Annotated in this window: 16 protein-coding genes; 6 read left to right on the top strand and 10 right to left on the bottom strand. The window is 72.9% G+C overall.

Going from position 1 to position 15,102, the window contains the following annotated elements:
- Positions 1 to 34 precede the first annotated feature (34 nt).
- Together BS72_RS04395 and BS72_RS04390 are read right to left on the bottom strand one after the other, a co-directional pair.
- A complete protein-coding gene (locus BS72_RS04395) occupies positions 35 to 841 on the bottom strand; it encodes an amino acid ABC transporter ATP-binding protein (protein ID WP_037906551.1) in 807 nt (268 codons plus the stop codon).
- Entirely contained in the window at positions 838 to 1,860 is a 1,023-nt protein-coding gene (locus tag BS72_RS04390; RefSeq protein WP_037906548.1) for an amino acid ABC transporter permease, read from the bottom strand. Before BS72_RS04390 ends, BS72_RS04395 begins: the two co-directional genes overlap by 4 nt.
- A gap of 842 nt (positions 1,861 to 2,702) precedes the next feature.
- On the opposite strand from BS72_RS04390, the gene BS72_RS04385 reads away from it, so the two are divergent.
- Positions 2,703 to 3,809, top strand: a complete 1,107-nt coding sequence (locus BS72_RS04385) for a serine/threonine-protein kinase (protein WP_037906545.1) — start codon at positions 2,703 to 2,705, stop codon at positions 3,807 to 3,809.
- 89 nt (positions 3,810 to 3,898) lie between these two features.
- Here the strand turns inward: BS72_RS04385 and BS72_RS04380 are convergent, their stop codons facing one another.
- Both BS72_RS04380 and BS72_RS04375 read right to left on the bottom strand, forming a co-directional pair.
- The gene (locus tag BS72_RS04380) at positions 3,899 to 4,714 is read right to left on the bottom strand and encodes a hypothetical protein (RefSeq protein ID WP_037906542.1); all 816 of its coding nucleotides are present in this window, start codon (positions 4,712 to 4,714) and stop codon (positions 3,899 to 3,901) included.
- A 77-nt stretch (positions 4,715 to 4,791) separates the two neighbouring features.
- The gene (locus BS72_RS04375) at positions 4,792 to 5,313 is read right to left on the bottom strand and encodes an RNA polymerase sigma factor (RefSeq protein WP_037906539.1); all 522 of its coding nucleotides are present in this window, start codon (positions 5,311 to 5,313) and stop codon (positions 4,792 to 4,794) included.
- 108 nt (positions 5,314 to 5,421) lie between these two features.
- On the opposite strand from BS72_RS04375, the gene BS72_RS39090 reads away from it, so the two are divergent.
- Positions 5,422 to 5,544, top strand: a complete 123-nt coding sequence (locus BS72_RS39090) for a hypothetical protein (protein ID WP_265736774.1) — start codon at positions 5,422 to 5,424, stop codon at positions 5,542 to 5,544.
- 123 nt (positions 5,545 to 5,667) lie between these two features.
- On the opposite strand, the gene BS72_RS04370 is transcribed toward BS72_RS39090, so the two are convergent.
- The 3 genes from BS72_RS04370 to BS72_RS04360 all read right to left on the bottom strand — a co-directional run bounded on the left by BS72_RS04370 (position 5,668) and on the right by BS72_RS04360 (position 8,658).
- Entirely contained in the window at positions 5,668 to 6,219 is a 552-nt protein-coding gene (locus BS72_RS04370) for a TetR/AcrR family transcriptional regulator (RefSeq protein WP_051950668.1), read from the bottom strand.
- Positions 6,216 to 7,721 carry an MFS transporter gene (locus BS72_RS04365; RefSeq protein WP_078901000.1) on the bottom strand — a complete coding sequence of 502 codons (1,506 nt, stop codon included), beginning with the start codon at positions 7,719 to 7,721 and terminating at the stop codon, positions 6,216 to 6,218. The genes BS72_RS04370 and BS72_RS04365 overlap by 4 nt, the downstream gene beginning before the upstream one ends.
- A gap of 163 nt (positions 7,722 to 7,884) precedes the next feature.
- Entirely contained in the window at positions 7,885 to 8,658 is a 774-nt protein-coding gene (locus BS72_RS04360) for an IclR family transcriptional regulator (RefSeq protein WP_078900999.1), read from the bottom strand.
- Between the two features lie 147 nt (positions 8,659 to 8,805).
- On the opposite strand from BS72_RS04360, the gene BS72_RS04355 reads away from it, so the two are divergent.
- From BS72_RS04355 to BS72_RS04345, 3 genes are all read left to right on the top strand, one after another.
- Positions 8,806 to 9,864, top strand: a complete 1,059-nt coding sequence (locus BS72_RS04355; RefSeq protein ID WP_078900998.1) for an amidohydrolase family protein — start codon at positions 8,806 to 8,808, stop codon at positions 9,862 to 9,864.
- The gene (locus tag BS72_RS04350) at positions 9,861 to 11,276 is read left to right on the top strand and encodes an MFS transporter (RefSeq protein ID WP_232792206.1); all 1,416 of its coding nucleotides are present in this window, start codon (positions 9,861 to 9,863) and stop codon (positions 11,274 to 11,276) included. Before BS72_RS04355 ends, BS72_RS04350 begins: the two co-directional genes overlap by 4 nt.
- 171 nt (positions 11,277 to 11,447) lie before the next feature.
- The gene (locus BS72_RS04345) at positions 11,448 to 12,092 is read left to right on the top strand and encodes a GNAT family N-acetyltransferase (RefSeq protein WP_037906533.1); all 645 of its coding nucleotides are present in this window, start codon (positions 11,448 to 11,450) and stop codon (positions 12,090 to 12,092) included.
- A gap of 139 nt (positions 12,093 to 12,231) precedes the next feature.
- Here the strand turns inward: BS72_RS04345 and BS72_RS04340 are convergent, their stop codons facing one another.
- Both BS72_RS04340 and BS72_RS04335 read right to left on the bottom strand, forming a co-directional pair.
- Positions 12,232 to 12,996, bottom strand: coding sequence for an alpha/beta fold hydrolase (locus BS72_RS04340; RefSeq protein WP_037906531.1), 765 nt, complete (start codon positions 12,994 to 12,996; stop codon positions 12,232 to 12,234).
- A 296-nt stretch (positions 12,997 to 13,292) separates the two neighbouring features.
- Positions 13,293 to 13,892 (bottom strand): TetR/AcrR family transcriptional regulator, encoded by a 600-nt coding sequence (locus BS72_RS04335; RefSeq protein ID WP_037906527.1) that lies wholly within the window; start codon positions 13,890 to 13,892, stop codon positions 13,293 to 13,295.
- Between the two features lie 54 nt (positions 13,893 to 13,946).
- Here BS72_RS04335 and BS72_RS04330 point away from each other — a divergent pair, with 54 nt between their 5' ends.
- Positions 13,947 to 14,840, top strand: a complete 894-nt coding sequence (locus BS72_RS04330) for an NAD(P)H-binding protein (protein ID WP_037906525.1) — start codon at positions 13,947 to 13,949, stop codon at positions 14,838 to 14,840.
- A 55-nt stretch (positions 14,841 to 14,895) separates the two neighbouring features.
- Here BS72_RS04330 and BS72_RS04325 read toward each other — a convergent pair whose 3' ends face one another.
- Positions 14,896 to 15,090 (bottom strand): DUF397 domain-containing protein, encoded by a 195-nt coding sequence (locus BS72_RS04325; protein WP_037906522.1) that lies wholly within the window; start codon positions 15,088 to 15,090, stop codon positions 14,896 to 14,898.
- Positions 15,091 to 15,102: the final 12 nt, after the last annotated feature.

Raw genomic sequence — 15,102 nt, 5'->3', positions numbered from 1 at the left:
GGGAGCGGAGGCGGGGCGGGGTGCCGGCCCCTGGTCACAGCACGCGGCTGAGGAACTCCCGGGTGCGGGGGTGGCGGGGCGCGGACAGGACCTCGGACGGCGGCCCCTGCTCGACGACCCGGCCGCCGTCGAGGAAGACCACCGAGTCGGCGACCTCCCGGGCGAACCCGATCTCGTGGGTGACCACGATCAGCGTGGTGCCGCTGGTGGCCAGGTCCTTGATCACCGCCAGCACCTCGCCGACGAGTTCGGGGTCGAGCGCGGAGGTCGGCTCGTCGAAGAGGATCACCCCGGGTTCCAGGGCCAGCGCCCGGGCGATGGCCACCCGCTGCTGCTGGCCGCCGGACAACTGCCGGGGGTAGCTCTCGGCGCGTTCGGCGAGCCCCACCCGGTCCAGCAGGGCGCGGGCCCGCTCGCGGGCCTCGGCGCGGGTGGCCCGGCCGGTGGCGACGGGCGCGGCGGCCACGTTGTCCAGCGCGGTCAGGTGCGGGAAGAGGTTGAAGTTCTGGAAGACGAAGCCGATCCGGCCGCGCTGGACGCGGATCTGCCGCTGGCCGAGCTCCTTGAACCGGCCGCGGTAGTGGCGTACCCCGATCGGCTCCCCGCCCACCTCGACGTGGCCCGCGTCCAGTTGCTCCAGGTGGTTGATCGCCCGCAGCAGCGTCGACTTGCCCGACCCGGAGGGCCCGAGCACCACCAGCACCTCGCCGGCGGCCACCTCCAGGTCGATCCCGGCGAGCACCTGCTGGCCGCCGAAGCTCTTCCAGGCGCCGTGCACGCTCACCGCGGCCGGCCGTACCGCCGCGGCGCCGGCCGGCTCCGGGAGGGTCGTAGCGCTCATCGGGCCACCTCCGTCGCGACGCGGGCACGCAGGTCCCGCAGTGTCGCCCGCAGCCGTTGCAGCGGGGTCGGCGGCACGTTGCGCAGCGCGCCGCGCGAGAAGTACCGCTCCACGTAGAACTGGACCACTGACACCAGGCTGGTGAGGATCAGGTACCAGACGGTCGCCACCAGCAGCAGCGGCACGATGTCGCTCGGGTAGGTGCTGCTGAGGGTCTGCACCCGCCCGAACAGGTCGAGCAGCGAGACGTAGAAGACCAGCGAGGTGCTCTTGATCAGCCCGATCAGCTGGTTGACGTAGGTCGGTACGATCGCGCGCAGCGCCTGCGGGAAGACGATCCGGGTGAACTGGTAGCCGCGCGGCAGGCCGAGCGCGGCGGCCGCCTCGTGCTGGCCCTGGTCGACGGAGAGCACCCCGGCGCGCACCACCTCGGCGGCGTACGCGGCCTCGTTGAGGCTGATGCCGATCACCGCGACCACCATCTCGGTGGCCACCTTCGCCTCGCCGAAGTGCACGAACCCCGGACCGAACGGCACACCCAGGCTCAACGTGGCGTACAGCGCCTGGAAGTTGTAGAGGAAGAGCAGGACGACGATGAGCGGCACCGAGCGGAACAGCCACACGTAGAACCAGCTCACCGCGCGCAGTACCGGACTCCGCGAGAGCCGTGCGGCGGCCAGCAGGATGCCGCCGAGCAGGCCCAGCAGCGCGCTCCACGCCGTCACCTGGAGGGTGGTGGACAGGCCGTGCAGGATCGCCGGGCGCAGGAACCAGTAGCCGAACCGGTGCCACTGGAAGAACTGGTTGGTGACCAGCCCGTGGACCAGTTGGGCGGCGACGACGAGGACGGCCGCGGTCAGCACCCAGCGCCCGGGGTGGCGCAGCGGTACGACACGCTGGTCCGTCGGCCGGCGGACTGACGACACGTCAAGTCGGCCTGGAGCGGGCGGTGATGGTGGATCTTCGGTGGGTTCGGCCGGGTGGGGGATCGCGGGTGCGGTCGGGGAGGGCTCGCTCATCGGGGACTCCGTGGGCAAGGAGGGACCGTCCCGCGGCGCGGGCACGGCGCGGCTCCGGGGCGTCCGGGACCGCGGGGGATGGGAGATGCGGGAGGGGTGCGTTCGGCCCGTCGCGCCACGCACCTGCCGAGCGGGAGGTGCGCGCGGCCGGGCACCGGCGCTGGCGCTGGCACCGGCACTGGCACCGGCGGTGAGGGCGGCGGAGGCTGCGGCTCGGAGGGGCCGGCGGACCCGGTCTCAGAGAAGGCCGGCCGACGGGCTCGCGGTCCTGCGGGTCAGCCTCGACAGAGAGTGCGGCCCACGGGTCGACAGCAGCCCGGACAGCAGCAGGTACGGGTGTGGCAGCGCTGTGCGGCTGTCGCCGTCCCTGCGTCCATTCCGCCCACCTCGTCCGCCCATGACGGGCTTGCCGCGTGCCACCGACCTTTGCGGTCCGGTGTCGTTCGCCGTGCTGGCCTGGCCGTACGCTAGGCAGCCGCTCGGCGGGGTGTCAACGACTCGGAGCGCGGAAAGAGTGGTTCTGTGCCGGTTTCGAGGGCGGGTTTCACACGCCGTTCAAAAAGCGGCCCTCGTCTCGGGCGGCGCTGCCGGGCGTGGGCCGTCCGGTCCGCGCACCGCTACGGCCACGGCAACGGGCACGGGCACGGGCACGGCCACGGGCACGGGCGCGGGCGCGGCAACGGGCACGGCCACGGCAACTGGCACGGGCACCACGAAGGGCACTTCGACGTTCACTGGTACGAGTGCCCGTTACCAGCACCGCGGCGAGGGCGCCCTGGCGGCGGGGCCGGGGCCGGGGCCGTCGACGCGAGGTCGGGTTCAGCGCACACGTGGAGGCGGCAGTGGAAGTCCCCGGCAGGTCCCAGGACACGGCCCCCGACCGGCGCGCGAGGCGCCTCGCCGCCCACGGAGCCGTCTCCGCCGCCCTGGCCGCGCTCAGCGACGACGCGTTGCGGAAGCTCCTGGACGACGAGGCGGTGCCGCTCGGGTCCGGTATCGGCGGGAAGTCGGCGCGGCTGGACGTCGCCGGAACGCCGGTCTTCGTCAAGCGGGTGCCCCTGACCGACCTGGAGCGGCAGCCCGAGCACGTCGGGTCCACGGCGAACCTGTTCGGGCTGCCGCTCTTCTGCCACTACGGCGTCGGCCTCCGCGGCGCAGCGGGCTTCGGGGTCTGGCGCGAGCTCGCGGCGCAGGCCGCGACGTCCGACTGGGCGCTCGCGGGGGAGTACGAGGGCTTCCCGCTGATGTACCACTGGCGGGTGGTGCCGGACTCGACACCCTTGCCCGAGGACCTGGCCGACGTCGAACAGGCCGTGGCCTACTGGGGCGGCGGGGCGCCGGTGCGCCGTCGGATCGAGGCTCTTCGGCGGTCCTCGGCGAGCGTCGCGCTGTTCCTGGAGTACATCCCGCAGAACCTGCACCAGTGGCTGAGCGTGCAGGTGGAAGCGGGGGACGAGGCCGCCAACCGGGCCTGCGCGATGGTGGAGAAGGAGCTGGAGGCGGGTATCCCGTTCATGAACAGCCGCGGGCTCCTCCACTTCGACGTGCACTTCGAGAACATCCTGACCGACGGCCGGCACCTCTACTTCGCGGACTACGGTCTCGCCATCTCCTCCGACTTCGAACTGTCCCGGGACGAGGCCGACTTCTTCGACCGGCACCAGGTCTACGACCGCTGCTACGCCGCCACGTACCTGGTGAACTGGCTGGTCACCGCCCTGTGCGGCGTCCGCAGGGAGGACCGGGACGGCCGCTACGCGCTGGTGCGCGGCTACGCGGACGGCAGCCGCGGGCGCCCCACCGGAATCCCCGAGGAGGCCGCGGCCCTCATCGCCCGCCACGCGCCGGTCGCCGCGGTGGTGTCGGGGTTCAACCTCGCGTTCCAGAGCCGGAGCCGGCGGACCCCGTACCCGCTGGAGGAGATCCGCCGCATCGGCGGTGCGGGGTAGGTGGCGGGCGGACGGGCGGACGGGCGGACGGGCGGGCGACGCGGATGCGGGCTGCGCCGCCCGCGTCCGCCTCGTGGCCGATCGAGGACTCACTGGTCGCCGAGCACGCTCTGCGGGAGCGGGTGCGTGGTGCCGTCGGTGTACGTGACGGTCCCCGACGTGATGTCAGGGCCCGTGCTGGTGGACGTCCAGACGGCCATGAGCCAGTGGTTCTGGACCCTCGTGGCCACACCGCGCCCGTCCGGCAGGCGCAGGACCACCGATCGGATGCCCGTACCGACCCGGCCGACCGTGAACGAGGTGCCGGCGCCGCTTCCGGTCCGGCTCGCCTCCGACCTTCCCGGACCGAGGACGAGCTGCTTCGCCGCCACGTCCACGGCGGCGGGGCCCAGGAGTTCGAAGCCGCCGCTTCCGTCCCCGTTGACCTCGCACGCGTAGGCCTTCCCGCCGGCCAGCACGATCTCGCCGAGCGCCTTTCCGGTCGCGGTGACGGCGACGGCGGGCGCGTCCTTGCCCACCGGCAGGCCGTCGGCCCACGCGAGGCACCGCGGGTCGATGTGCGACGGCGCCGTGGCCGCGGAGGCGGACGGGGAGGCGGACGGGGAGGCGGCCGCGGCGCTGCTGCCGCCCGCTTCCGGCTTCGTGAGGGCGACGCCACGCTCCGGCGCGGCCGAGCCGCCGTTCAGCGTCACCGCACCGTAGGCGGCGGCACACGTCGCGACGACGGCCACCCCCGCCCACACCGCCCGGCTGCGGGGCGCCCGCGACCGGCGGCGGCTCCGCTCCCCGGCGAGCAGGGAGCCGAGAAGCCGCTCGCGCCGTTCCAGCTCGGCGGCGGTGAGCTCACCGTCGGGGGCGGCGTCGTGGCCGGCGAGGAACAGGTCGAGATCGAGGTTCTCGGGCATGGTCGTTCCATTCCGTACGAAGGGGCGGGACTCGGGCGCCGCGTCGGTCCGACGCCGTTCGAAGGGCGGTCCGCCTCTCACCGGGAGACCCTCTGACCGCTCGGGACGACGGCGACCGGCCCGAGCAGCTCGCGCAGCCGCCCCCGCGCCCGGGACAGCCGCATCCGGACCGAGGACGGCGAGCAGCCGAGGACCACGGCGGCCTGCGCGTCGGTCAGGCCCTCCCAGACGACCAGTGACAGCACCTCCTGATCCCTGGCCGCCAACCGGCGCCACGCCGCGCCCAGATCGATCCGGGCGTCGGCGGCGCCCGCGGGGTCGTAGGAGTCGTCCCGGGGCTGTCCCGCGATCCGCACCGCGAGCGCCGCCCGGCGCCGCAGGCCGCGGTGGGCGTTGAGCATCGTGTTGCGCGCGGTGGCGTACAGCCAGGGTGCGACGTCCTCGGGCAGCGAACGCCGCTTCCGCCAGGCGATCGTGAACGTCTCCACGACGATGTCGTCGACCTGCGCGGCGTCCGCACGCCGTCTGACGAAGCGCAGCACCTCCTGGTAGTGCTGCCGGTACATCGCCTCGTAGTCGGTCTCGGTGCTGATCGCCATGGGCGTCCTCTCGAAGGGGCGGCCGTCACCTCTCCATGTCCGGCCGCGCCCGCGCCGCAACACCCGTGCTGCCCTGTGCGCGCGCATCGGTAACCCCGACGCGCCCTCGTGCCGCTCACCGAGGCGCAGCTGGTCTCCCTGGTCTCCGACCCGCGGGTGATGGCCGCCCTCAAGCAGGTTCCGACCGACCAGATCTCCCCCGCGCAGACCGGACAGCCCTACCACCTGTGACCGGTCCGGGACCGTACGGCGACGGCCCCGCACGCGTCGTGCGGGGCCGGGTGCCTGGTCCGGTGAGCGCGGTGTGCTCGCGGCGCCGGGGCGGGCGCCGGGCCGGGCCTGGCGCGGCCGTGGTCAGTGACTCTGGTCGAGCATGCCCAGGACCAGCTGGACGACCTCTTCGGTGTCGGCCTCGGCCAGCGCGCGGAACGCGCCGCTGTTACGGGACAGGATGACGCCGAGGAAGGAGGCCACCAGCAGCTCCGCCCGCAGCTGGGGCCGGTCCAGGCCCTCGCGGGTGAACCGCTGGCACAGCGGGTCCACCAGCCGCCAGCCCAGTTGCCCCATGGCGGCGGCCTGGACCTCGGGGTCCTCCAGGGGAGTGATGGCCGCCCGGAAGAGGGGGCCTGCGCCGCGTCGGGCCACCGCTTCGAGGAGCATCCTGGTGCGCTCCGGTTCGAGCAGGTCGGCGGGCGGGGCGCTGGCCCGGTCGAGGTCGAGTGCCGCGAGGTAGAGCTGCGCTTTGCCGCCGAAGTAGCGGGCGATCAGGGCCGGGTCGACCCCGGCGCGCTCGCCGATCTCCCGGGTGGTGCTGCGGTCGTAGCCGCGTTCGGCGAAGAGGCTGGCCGCCGCCTCCAGCAGCAGTGCCCGGCTGCGCGCGGAGTCGCGTCGCTTGCCGGTGGTCACCGGGCGGACCGGGCGTGGGCGGCCGAGGTGGTGTCCTCGGCCGTCTCGGCGTCGGCGATGCTCTCGTCCATCAGCACTTCCTCGTCCACAGTCATGGCGCGCTTCGCGGCCGCGGCCCCCCGCTTCGGCACGATGATCGTAACGACAGCGGTGACCACCCAGATGACGCAACCCAGCCACGCGGCGGTCTCGTATCCGCTGTTGGTCGGCAGCGGTTGGCCGGACGGGGTGTGCGCCTCCAGGACGACCGCGCTCAGCACGCTGCCCGTGGTGTAGCCGATGGTGCGCAGCACCTGGTTGAAGCTGATGGCGCTGCCGGTCTCGTGTGAGGGGACCGCGTTGACGATCAGCCCGGGCATGACTGCGAAGGTGCAGCCGACGCCGAGCCCGGCGACGCCCATGATGACGAAGAGCTCCCACAGGCTGCCGCGGGCGACCAGGAACAGCACCATCGACACCAGCGAGACCCCGCAGCCGATCGGCAGCACCATCGCGGACGAGGTCCGCCTGGCCAGCAGCGGTACGAGCTTGCTGGACGCGACGCTGGCGGCGGAGAAGGGCAGCAGCACCAGGCCGGTGACCAGGACCGAGGTGCCGAATCCGTAGCCGGCGCTGCTGGGGGTCTGGACGAAGCGGGTCACCATCGACATCAACATGTACATGGCCACACCGGCGATCAGGCCGGCGACGTTGGCGGTCAGGACCGAGTGGTTCCGCAGCGACCGCAGGTCCACCAGCGGGTGGCCGGTGCGCAGCTCGTGGCGGCTCCAGGCGACCAGGACGACGACGGCGAACACGATCATGCCGAGGACGCGGGGAGAGGTCCATCCCCAGACGTCGCCCTCGCTCAGTGCGAGCAGCAGCGAGGCCAGGCCGACGGCCAGGAGCACGGCCCCGAGCGCGTCCAGCGGCCGGCTCTTCCGGGCGCCGGACTCGGGGAGGACCAGTGCGGCGCCGAGCAGCGCCAGGGCGCAGATGATCGCGCCGAACCAGAAGGCCGCGTGGACGCCCAGCGACTCGGTGATCAGGCCGGTGAGCGGGTAGCCCAGGCCGACACCGGCCACGGTGGTGATGGAGAGCATCGCGACGGCCGACCGCGAGCGCTCGGCCGACAGCGCGTCGCGTGCGGTGGCGATGGCCAGCGGGACGAGGCCGAGGCCCACGCCCTGCAGGCCGCGTCCGGCGACCAGGGAGCCGAACCCGAGTGGCAGCGCGGCGAGCACGCCACCGAGCGTCACCACGGCCAGGGCTCCGAGTACGACTCCCCGCCGGTGCGGCCCGTCGCCCAGCCGCCCCAGGACGGGTGTGGCGATCGAGCCGACGAGCAGGGTGATGGTGAGCGACCACTGGGCGTCGGACAGTGAGACGTGGTCGACGGCCGCGATGGTGGGCACCAGGGGAGCGCCCAGGCTGCTGATCACGGCGACCACGGTGCCTACGAAGACCAGTACGGGGACCAGAGCACGGTGTCGCAGGTCAGGTCCTGTATGGCGGCCACTCATCAACGTTCTCCAAGATTGTCATCAGATGATGTCATCATATGATGACATGGCGCGGAGGGGATATTCACCGCGCGAGCGCACCCACGGGGGCGATGCTCGCCACTTCGCTGCCCGCGCAGCGCAGCGCAGCGCAGTGCCGTGCCGCGCCGCGACCGCGACCGCGTCAGTCGGCCGGGTCGAAGTTGACGCCCAGGGCCGAGAGCTTCTTCGCCGCGTCGATCAGGACGGGAGCCAGGCGCGCGGCGACCTGGGCGTTCATCCGGCCCACGGGTCCGGAGATGTTGAGGGTCATGACCTCCGCTCTCGGGTCGCGCCGGGGCAGCGCGCAGGCCATGCCCGCGACGCCGGTGTGGTTGGCCTCCTCGGTGTACGACCAGCCGCTCGACCGGACCCGCTCCACGTCGTCCAGCGTGGTCTCCGCGGTGTCGGCGGTGCTCTCCAGGAGTTGCCGGACCACGTGGGCGGGCAGCTGGGCGAGCATGGCGCGGCCGGTGCATCCCCGGGCGAGCTCCGTCGTCTCGCCGACCCTCGCGGCATAGCGGATCGGCCGGTCCTGGTTCTCCGCCACCAGTACGATCACGGCCCGGTCGTCGGCGCGCCGGTGCAGCGTGACGGTCTCCCCGATGCGGTAGGTCAACGCCTGCATCACCGGACGGGCGGCGAGGTAGCTGTTCCGTCGGGGAAGGGCGGTCAGGGCCAGTGCGATCAGTTCGCCGCCCGTCGAGTAGCCCTCGGCGGTGTGCTTCAGGTAGCCCTCCTCCTGCAGGATCCGCAGCAGCCGGTAGGTGACGCTCTTGTTCAGCCCTGTCTCGGCCTGCAACTCCGCCAGCCGCCGAGGTTCCTGGGCGAGGGCGACCGCCCGGAGCAGCCGCAACGCCCGTCGTGCGGTCTCCCCGCCGGGCGTGGCAGTCGTCGGTCCGTCCACAGGGCTGCTCATCAGTCCTCCTTGGTTTCACCATGTGTGACCAGTGTGGCGGAATTCTTGGTCTTGATCCAGTACATCATGAACCCTGGCGAATGAGAGCCGCAGTCATGAAGTCACTATGTGGAACTGTTGGCCTGACAACGAGTGGGAGGACGCACCATGTCCACATCGGATCTCTTCGGAGCCCCCGGCCGACCGACCGAGTACGGCCGGATTCACCCCTCCGACGAGGAATGGCTGGCGCGCGGGACCGAGGAAGCGGTCCTGGAGCCCGATCTGCCCATCGTGGACAGCCACCACCACCTGTGGGAGATCGGCTCCTCGCCCTACCTCTTCGGAGAGCTGGCCGAGGACCTGGGCTCAGGACACCGCGTCGAGTCCACCGTCTTCGTCGAGTGCGTCACGCACTACCGCGGCACCGGGCCGGAGGAGCTGCGCCCGGTCGGCGAGACCGAGTTCGTCGTCCGTGAGACGTCAGGCCGTCCGGGCATGGCCGACGGCATCGTCGGGTTCGCCGACCTCGCTCTGGGGCGCGGGGTCGAGGAGGTGCTGCACGCGCACCTGAGCGCCGCCCCCGGCCGGTTCAAGGGCATCCGCTACTCCAGCCACTGGGACCCGAGCGACGAGATCGAGAACGGCCGGCCCTACGTCCGCCCCGGACTGCTCGCGGAGCCCGCCGTCGTCCAGGGCGCGCGCGTCCTGGGAGAACTGGGACTGAGCCTCGACGCGCTGGTCTTCCACCACCAGCTCGACGACGTCATCGCCCTGGCCGACGAGGTGCCCGAGCTGACCATCGTGCTCAACCACTGCGGGTTCCCGCTCGGCTACGGCCCCTACGCGGGCCGGCGCGACGAGGTCTTCGCCGCGTGGCGGGCCTCGATCCGCCGGCTGGCCGAACGCCCCAACGTGGTGTGCAAGCTCGGCGGGCTGATGAGCCGAGCCGCCGAGTTCGACTACCGGACCGCGGCCGAGCCGCCGTCCTCGGAGCTGCTGGCCCGGCTGTGGGGGCCGTGGATCACCACGTGCGTCGAGGAGTTCGGCGCCGAGCGCTGCCTCTACGAGAGCAACTTCCCCGTCGATCGGATGGGGACGACCTACTCGACGCTGTGGAACACGTTCAAGCGCATCTCCTCGGGCGCCTCCGCCGACGAGCGGGCCGCGCTGTTCGCCGGCACGGCGCGACGCGTCTACCGGATCGGCGCTCAGGAGACCCGGTGAGCGCGCAGGCGCGAGAACAGGCGCCGGCACAGGGCGAGGGGCGGGGCGGGAGCGAGGCCGCCTCCGGCAAGGGGGGCCTCCTGCTGCTGCCGCTGGCCACGAGCACCCTGCTCAACCCGATCAACACCACGGTCATCTCCGTCGCCCTCATCCCGATCGGGAAGGAGTTCGGCGCGCGGACCGATCGGACCGTATGGCTCGTGTCGGGCCTCTATCTGGCCTCGGCCATCGGGCAGCCGGTGCTCGGGCTGCTCGTGGACCGGCTCGGCGCCCGGCGGACGCTGGTCTACGGAAGCCTGATCACGCTGGTGGCCGGCCTCGTCGCACTCCTGCCCGTCTCGTTCGGCTGGCTGGTCGGGGTACGCCTGGCGATCGGCATCGGCACCAGCGCGGGCTTCCCCGCCGCGATGGCCGTCCTGCGCAGGCAGCAGGAATCGGAGGGCCTCGACCCCGGCGGGGCACGGCGCGCGCTGGCCGTGCTCGCGGTGTGTTCGCAGGCCGTCGCGGCCGTCGGGCCGACCCTCGGCGGCCTGCTCATCCTCTGCTTCGGCTGGCAGGCCGTGTTCGTGGTCAACGCCCCGCTCGCGGCGCTGGTGCTGATCCTCACCCTCGCCCTCGTACCGCGGGAGTCCCCCGATGCCGGGGAAAGGCAGCCGGCGGACGTCGCCGGTGTCGCGCTGTTCTGCGTGGCCCTGCTCGCGGTGATGCTGCTGCTGTCCGACCCCACCCTCGGGCTGCTGTGGTTGCTGGCGCCCGCGGCCGCCGCGTGCGCCGCGCTGGTCAGGGTCGAACGCCGGGCCGTCGTGCCGTTCCTGCGGCTCGGTCCGGCGGCCACGGTCCGGCCGATCCTGCGGACGTACCTGCGCCAGACGCTGGTCTTCGTTCCGCTCTATGCCACGGTGTTCGGCTACGTGCAGTGGCTGGAGACCACCAGGCACCTCGGCGACACCGCGGCCGGCCTGGTCCTGCTGCCGCTGTCGGGCACGGCCATGCTGCTGTCCTCGCTGCCGCTGCGCGGTCGGGCCCGGCCGCGGCTGGCGCTCTCGGCGGTCCTGCTCGTGCTGGGCACCGCGATGCTGTTCGTGCTGGGCTCCGCCACCCCGTGGGCGGTGCTGCTGATCGTGGGGGTGGTCTTCGGCGCGGTGCAGGGCCTGGTGAGCCTCGCCAACCAGAACGTGCTCTACCGGCAGGCCGCGCCCGGCACCATCGGTACCGCGAGCGGGCTCTACCGCACCGCCCAGTTCCTCGGCGCGATCGCGGCGTCCACCCTGATCGGGATCTGCTTCCGCGACGGCGCGACCTCGCATGCCCTGCACACACTGGCTCTCGTGCTGGCCGTCTTCGCCATCGCGACGCTCCTCGTCACCCTGCCGGACCGTGCTATCGACGCCGAATCTCCCAGCCAGGGCTGATCCGGGGCTGATCGGATCGGGGGCTGATCGAATCCGGGGCTGATCGGGGGTTCCTCGTTCGGGGGCCGGGCTCGGCGAGGAGGCGGCGGTCGACGGGCCCCGTCCCACGGCCGTCGACGCCCGGGATCAACCCGGGTGCGGCGGCCCGGGAGGGCTGGCTACAGTCAGGCCGTGGCCCACACCTACCCGCCGCTGAACGTCGAAGTCCGCACGCCGCGCCTGACGTTGGCCGGAGCCTCCGACGAACTGCTGGAACGTCTCGTGCCGTTGGTGCGGGCCGGGATCGCCGACGCCGAGCCGTGGCCGTTCGACGACCCGAGTTCGTTCTACGCCGACAGCCCCGAACGGGAGTGGCGGTGGCTGCGCGCCGTATGGGCCGGCCGCGCCCGGGTGAGTCCGGACGCGTGGCGGCTGTACTTCGCCGTGCTCGTCGACGGCGAACCGGTCGGCATGCAGGACCTCGTCGGCCGGGACTTCGCGCGGTTCCGCACGGTGTCCAGTTTCTCGTGGCTGGCCCCCGGCCGCCGAGGGCAGGGGCTGGGCAGGGAGATGCGGGCGGCGGCGCTGCATCTGGCCTTCGCCGGGCTGGGCGCGCGGGAAGCCGGCAGCGACGCGTTCGTCGACAACGAGGCATCCAACCGCGTCTCCCGCGGCCTGGGCTACGAACCGAACGGCACGGACTGGGACACCCGCCGCGGTGAGCCCGCGCGCATCCAGCAGTGGCGGCTCAGCCGGGAGGCGTGGGAAAGGGTCCGCCGGGACGACATCGAACTGGTCGGCGTCGAGGAGTGCCTGCCCGTCCTGGGGATCGGCTGAGGCGTCCCGTCCGGAACACCGGGCCTGACCCGCCCCGGCCTGACCTGGTCCGGGGCGGGTCAGGCCGGGCCACGGCCGCGGCGCCCGACTGACGAGCCGGGCGCCGCGACCGCGCGGGTCAGACATGCGACCGCGCAGGTCAGACCAGCGCGGTGACCGCCCCGCCGAGGTGCCGGACGAGGAACCGGGCCGCGCTGTCGGCCTCGAACCGCGGGAACGCGAAGTGCTTGCCCGCGTTGGCGTGCAGCGACTTCTCCTTCGAGGCGAAGGCGTCGAACAGCGCGAGGCTGCCCTCGCGCGGGATGCGCTCGTTGTCCCACTGCATGCCGAACTCGATCGGGACGGTGATCCGCCCCGCCTGCTCGAACAGGGCGTCGGGCCACATCATGCCGAAGACCGCGGCCGTGATCCTGGGCTCGGCCGCGACCAGCGGCACCCCGATCGCGGTGCCCATGGCGATACCGACGTACCCGACCGGCCCGCCGGCGCCGATCTCCGGAAGCTCCTGGAGGGCGTCCAGGGTCGCCTGCCACTCGGGCACGGCGAGCTCCGCCAGACGGGCGTTGTACGGGACGACGATCGGACCTTCCGGCTCGCCCGTCTCCTGCGCCTCGCGCAGCGCGGCGACCGCCTGCTCGTCCTGCGCGGAGCGCGGCCGGTCGCCGTGACCGGGCGCGTCGATGACGGCGACGTGGAAGCCGCAGCCGGTCACGAGCTGCCGCGCCCGGCCCGTCATCGCCGGGTGCTTCTTGTGGGCGCCGCCGCCGTGGCCCATCAGGACCAGGGGTGCGCGATCGGCGCCGGAGGACGGCGACCAGAGGACGCCGGGGACCTCGCCCACGGTGAAGTCGCGCTCGACCATGCCATGCGACGACGACTCGGCGGTGAACCGCGGAGAGTTCATTGGTGATGCCTTTCGGGAGTGCCTTGGTGTGGAGGCGCTCCCGGCAGCACCTACGTCAGCCGCCGGCCGTGACGGAAAAGGGGGAGCACCCACGTCGATACAGCGTTCATGGGTCTCACCTCCTCGGGCGGCGTCACGGTCAACCGCAAGCTACAAGCCCGAGCTTCGCCCCGTCCAATCCTTTTCCGCGCCGGAGGCCGCTCACCGGAGCGGGCTTTTGGGCCGGGCCCGTGGCAGCGCGCTCTACCAGGCCGCAGGGCCTTCTCCGACCCGGGGTGTCGGGGGAGCGCCGCCTGTCAGCGCAGTCGGCTGAACGCCTGGTCGGCGTCGGCCACGGCCTCGGGGTGGACGTCGTGGGCGGTTCGGCCGTCGTCCGCGATCCTCTGCCAGTTGGCCCGGGCGAGCACCCGTTGGACCGCGAGCACCTGGGCGGCCAGCAGACGTGCCTGGATGCCCTCGCCGAGGGCGTCCGCCAGCGCCTCCTCGTCGTCGAGCCGGTACCGCGTGAGGCGTCCCGCCAGGCTCGGGGTGCTGAACACCAGCCGGTGGAAGGCCACCACGTTCGGGTGGTCGTTGAGGCCGGTGACGGGGTCGTGCCGGTCGAGGCCGGCCCGGAAGTGCCGGTGCAGCGCCGCCACCGGCTCGGTGCCGGGCTCGCGGTCGCGTACGACGCGGGCCGCCTCGCCCTGGTGGTCCGCGAACCGGTGCAGCACCAGGTCTTCCTTGGTGGGGAAGTACCGGAAGAGGGTCGGCTTGGAGATCTCGGCCGCCGACGCGACGTCGTTGACCGAGACGCGGTCGAAGCCGCGCTCCAGGAACAGCGAGACGGCCGCGTCGGCGATGGCGTCGCGCGTCCGCGCCTTCTTGCGGGCCCGCAGCCCGGTCGGCTCGTTCACCGGGCCACCGTAACAGTTGTGACCGAGTTGCATTTTTAACCGGGTAACGTTTCTATGGACGGCGTGAACCAGACTGACACTCCTCCCGTACTCGTCACCGGGGCGACGGGCCGGATCGGCCGCGTCGTCATCGACCGACTCCTCGACGCGGGCGTCCCGGTCCGCGCCCTCACCCACCGCTCCGAGGCGGCCGGGACGCTGCCGCCGGAGGTCGAGGTCTTCACCGGCGACCTCACCGTGCCCGAGTCGCTCGACCCGGCACTCGACGGCGCCGGCGCGGTCTTCCTCGTCTGGACCGCCCCGCCGCAGACCGCCGAGGCGGTCGTCGGGCGGCTGGCGGCCCACGTGCGGCGGATCGTCTTCCTCTCCTCCCCGCACCGGACGCCGCACCCCTTCTTCCAGCAGCCCAACCCCATGGCCGCCCTGCACGCCGACATCGAACGGCTCATCGCGGCCACCGGAGTCGAGTCGGCGGTCATCCGACCGGGGATGCTCGCGTCCAACGCGCTGGCCTGGTGGGCGCCCGCGATCCGGGCGGGCGAGGCCGTCCGGTGGCCCTACGGCGCTGCGGAGACGGCGCCGGTGGACGACCGGGACGTCGCGGCCGTCGCGGCGCGGACGCTCTACGAGGACGGACACGCCGGGGCCGACTACGTCCTCACGGGCCCCGAGTCCCTGACCCAGGCCGCGCAGGTGGACGTCATCGGTGACGCCCTGGGGCGCCGGATCGCCTTCGAGGAGATGACGCCGGACGAGTTCCGGAGCCTGTCGGAGGGCACGGCCCCCAGCTTCGTCGTCGACATGCTCCTCGCCGCGTGGAACGCGGCGGTCGGACAGCCCGCGTACGTCACCTCCACGGTGGCGGACGTCCTCGGAACGGCGCCGCGAACCCTTCACCAGTGGGCCGCCGACCACGCCACCGCGTTCACGGAGGGTTCGCAACCGTAGCCCGGACGTCCAGCGCCGCGTACGCCCGCCCCGGCGAAGCCGCCCGGCTGCGGCGCTAGCGCAGGCCGTCGGTGGCGACGGCGGTGAGGAAGGCGGCGAAGGCGGCGGGGGTGAACTGGAGGGTGGGGCCGTCCGGGTTCTTGCTGTCGCGCATGGCGACGACCCCGTCCAGGACGGCGACTTCGACGCAGTTGCCGTTGCCGCCGCTGTAGCTGCTCTTGCGCCAGGTGGTGAGGTCGTTGTCCGTCATGGCGGGACTCCT

The organism is Actinacidiphila yeochonensis CN732 (assembly GCF_000745345.1).
Lineage (GTDB): Bacteria > Actinomycetota > Actinomycetes > Streptomycetales > Streptomycetaceae > Actinacidiphila > Actinacidiphila yeochonensis.
Note: the sequence above shows the minus strand (reverse complement) of the source record. Positions and strands in the feature narration are given on the sequence as shown.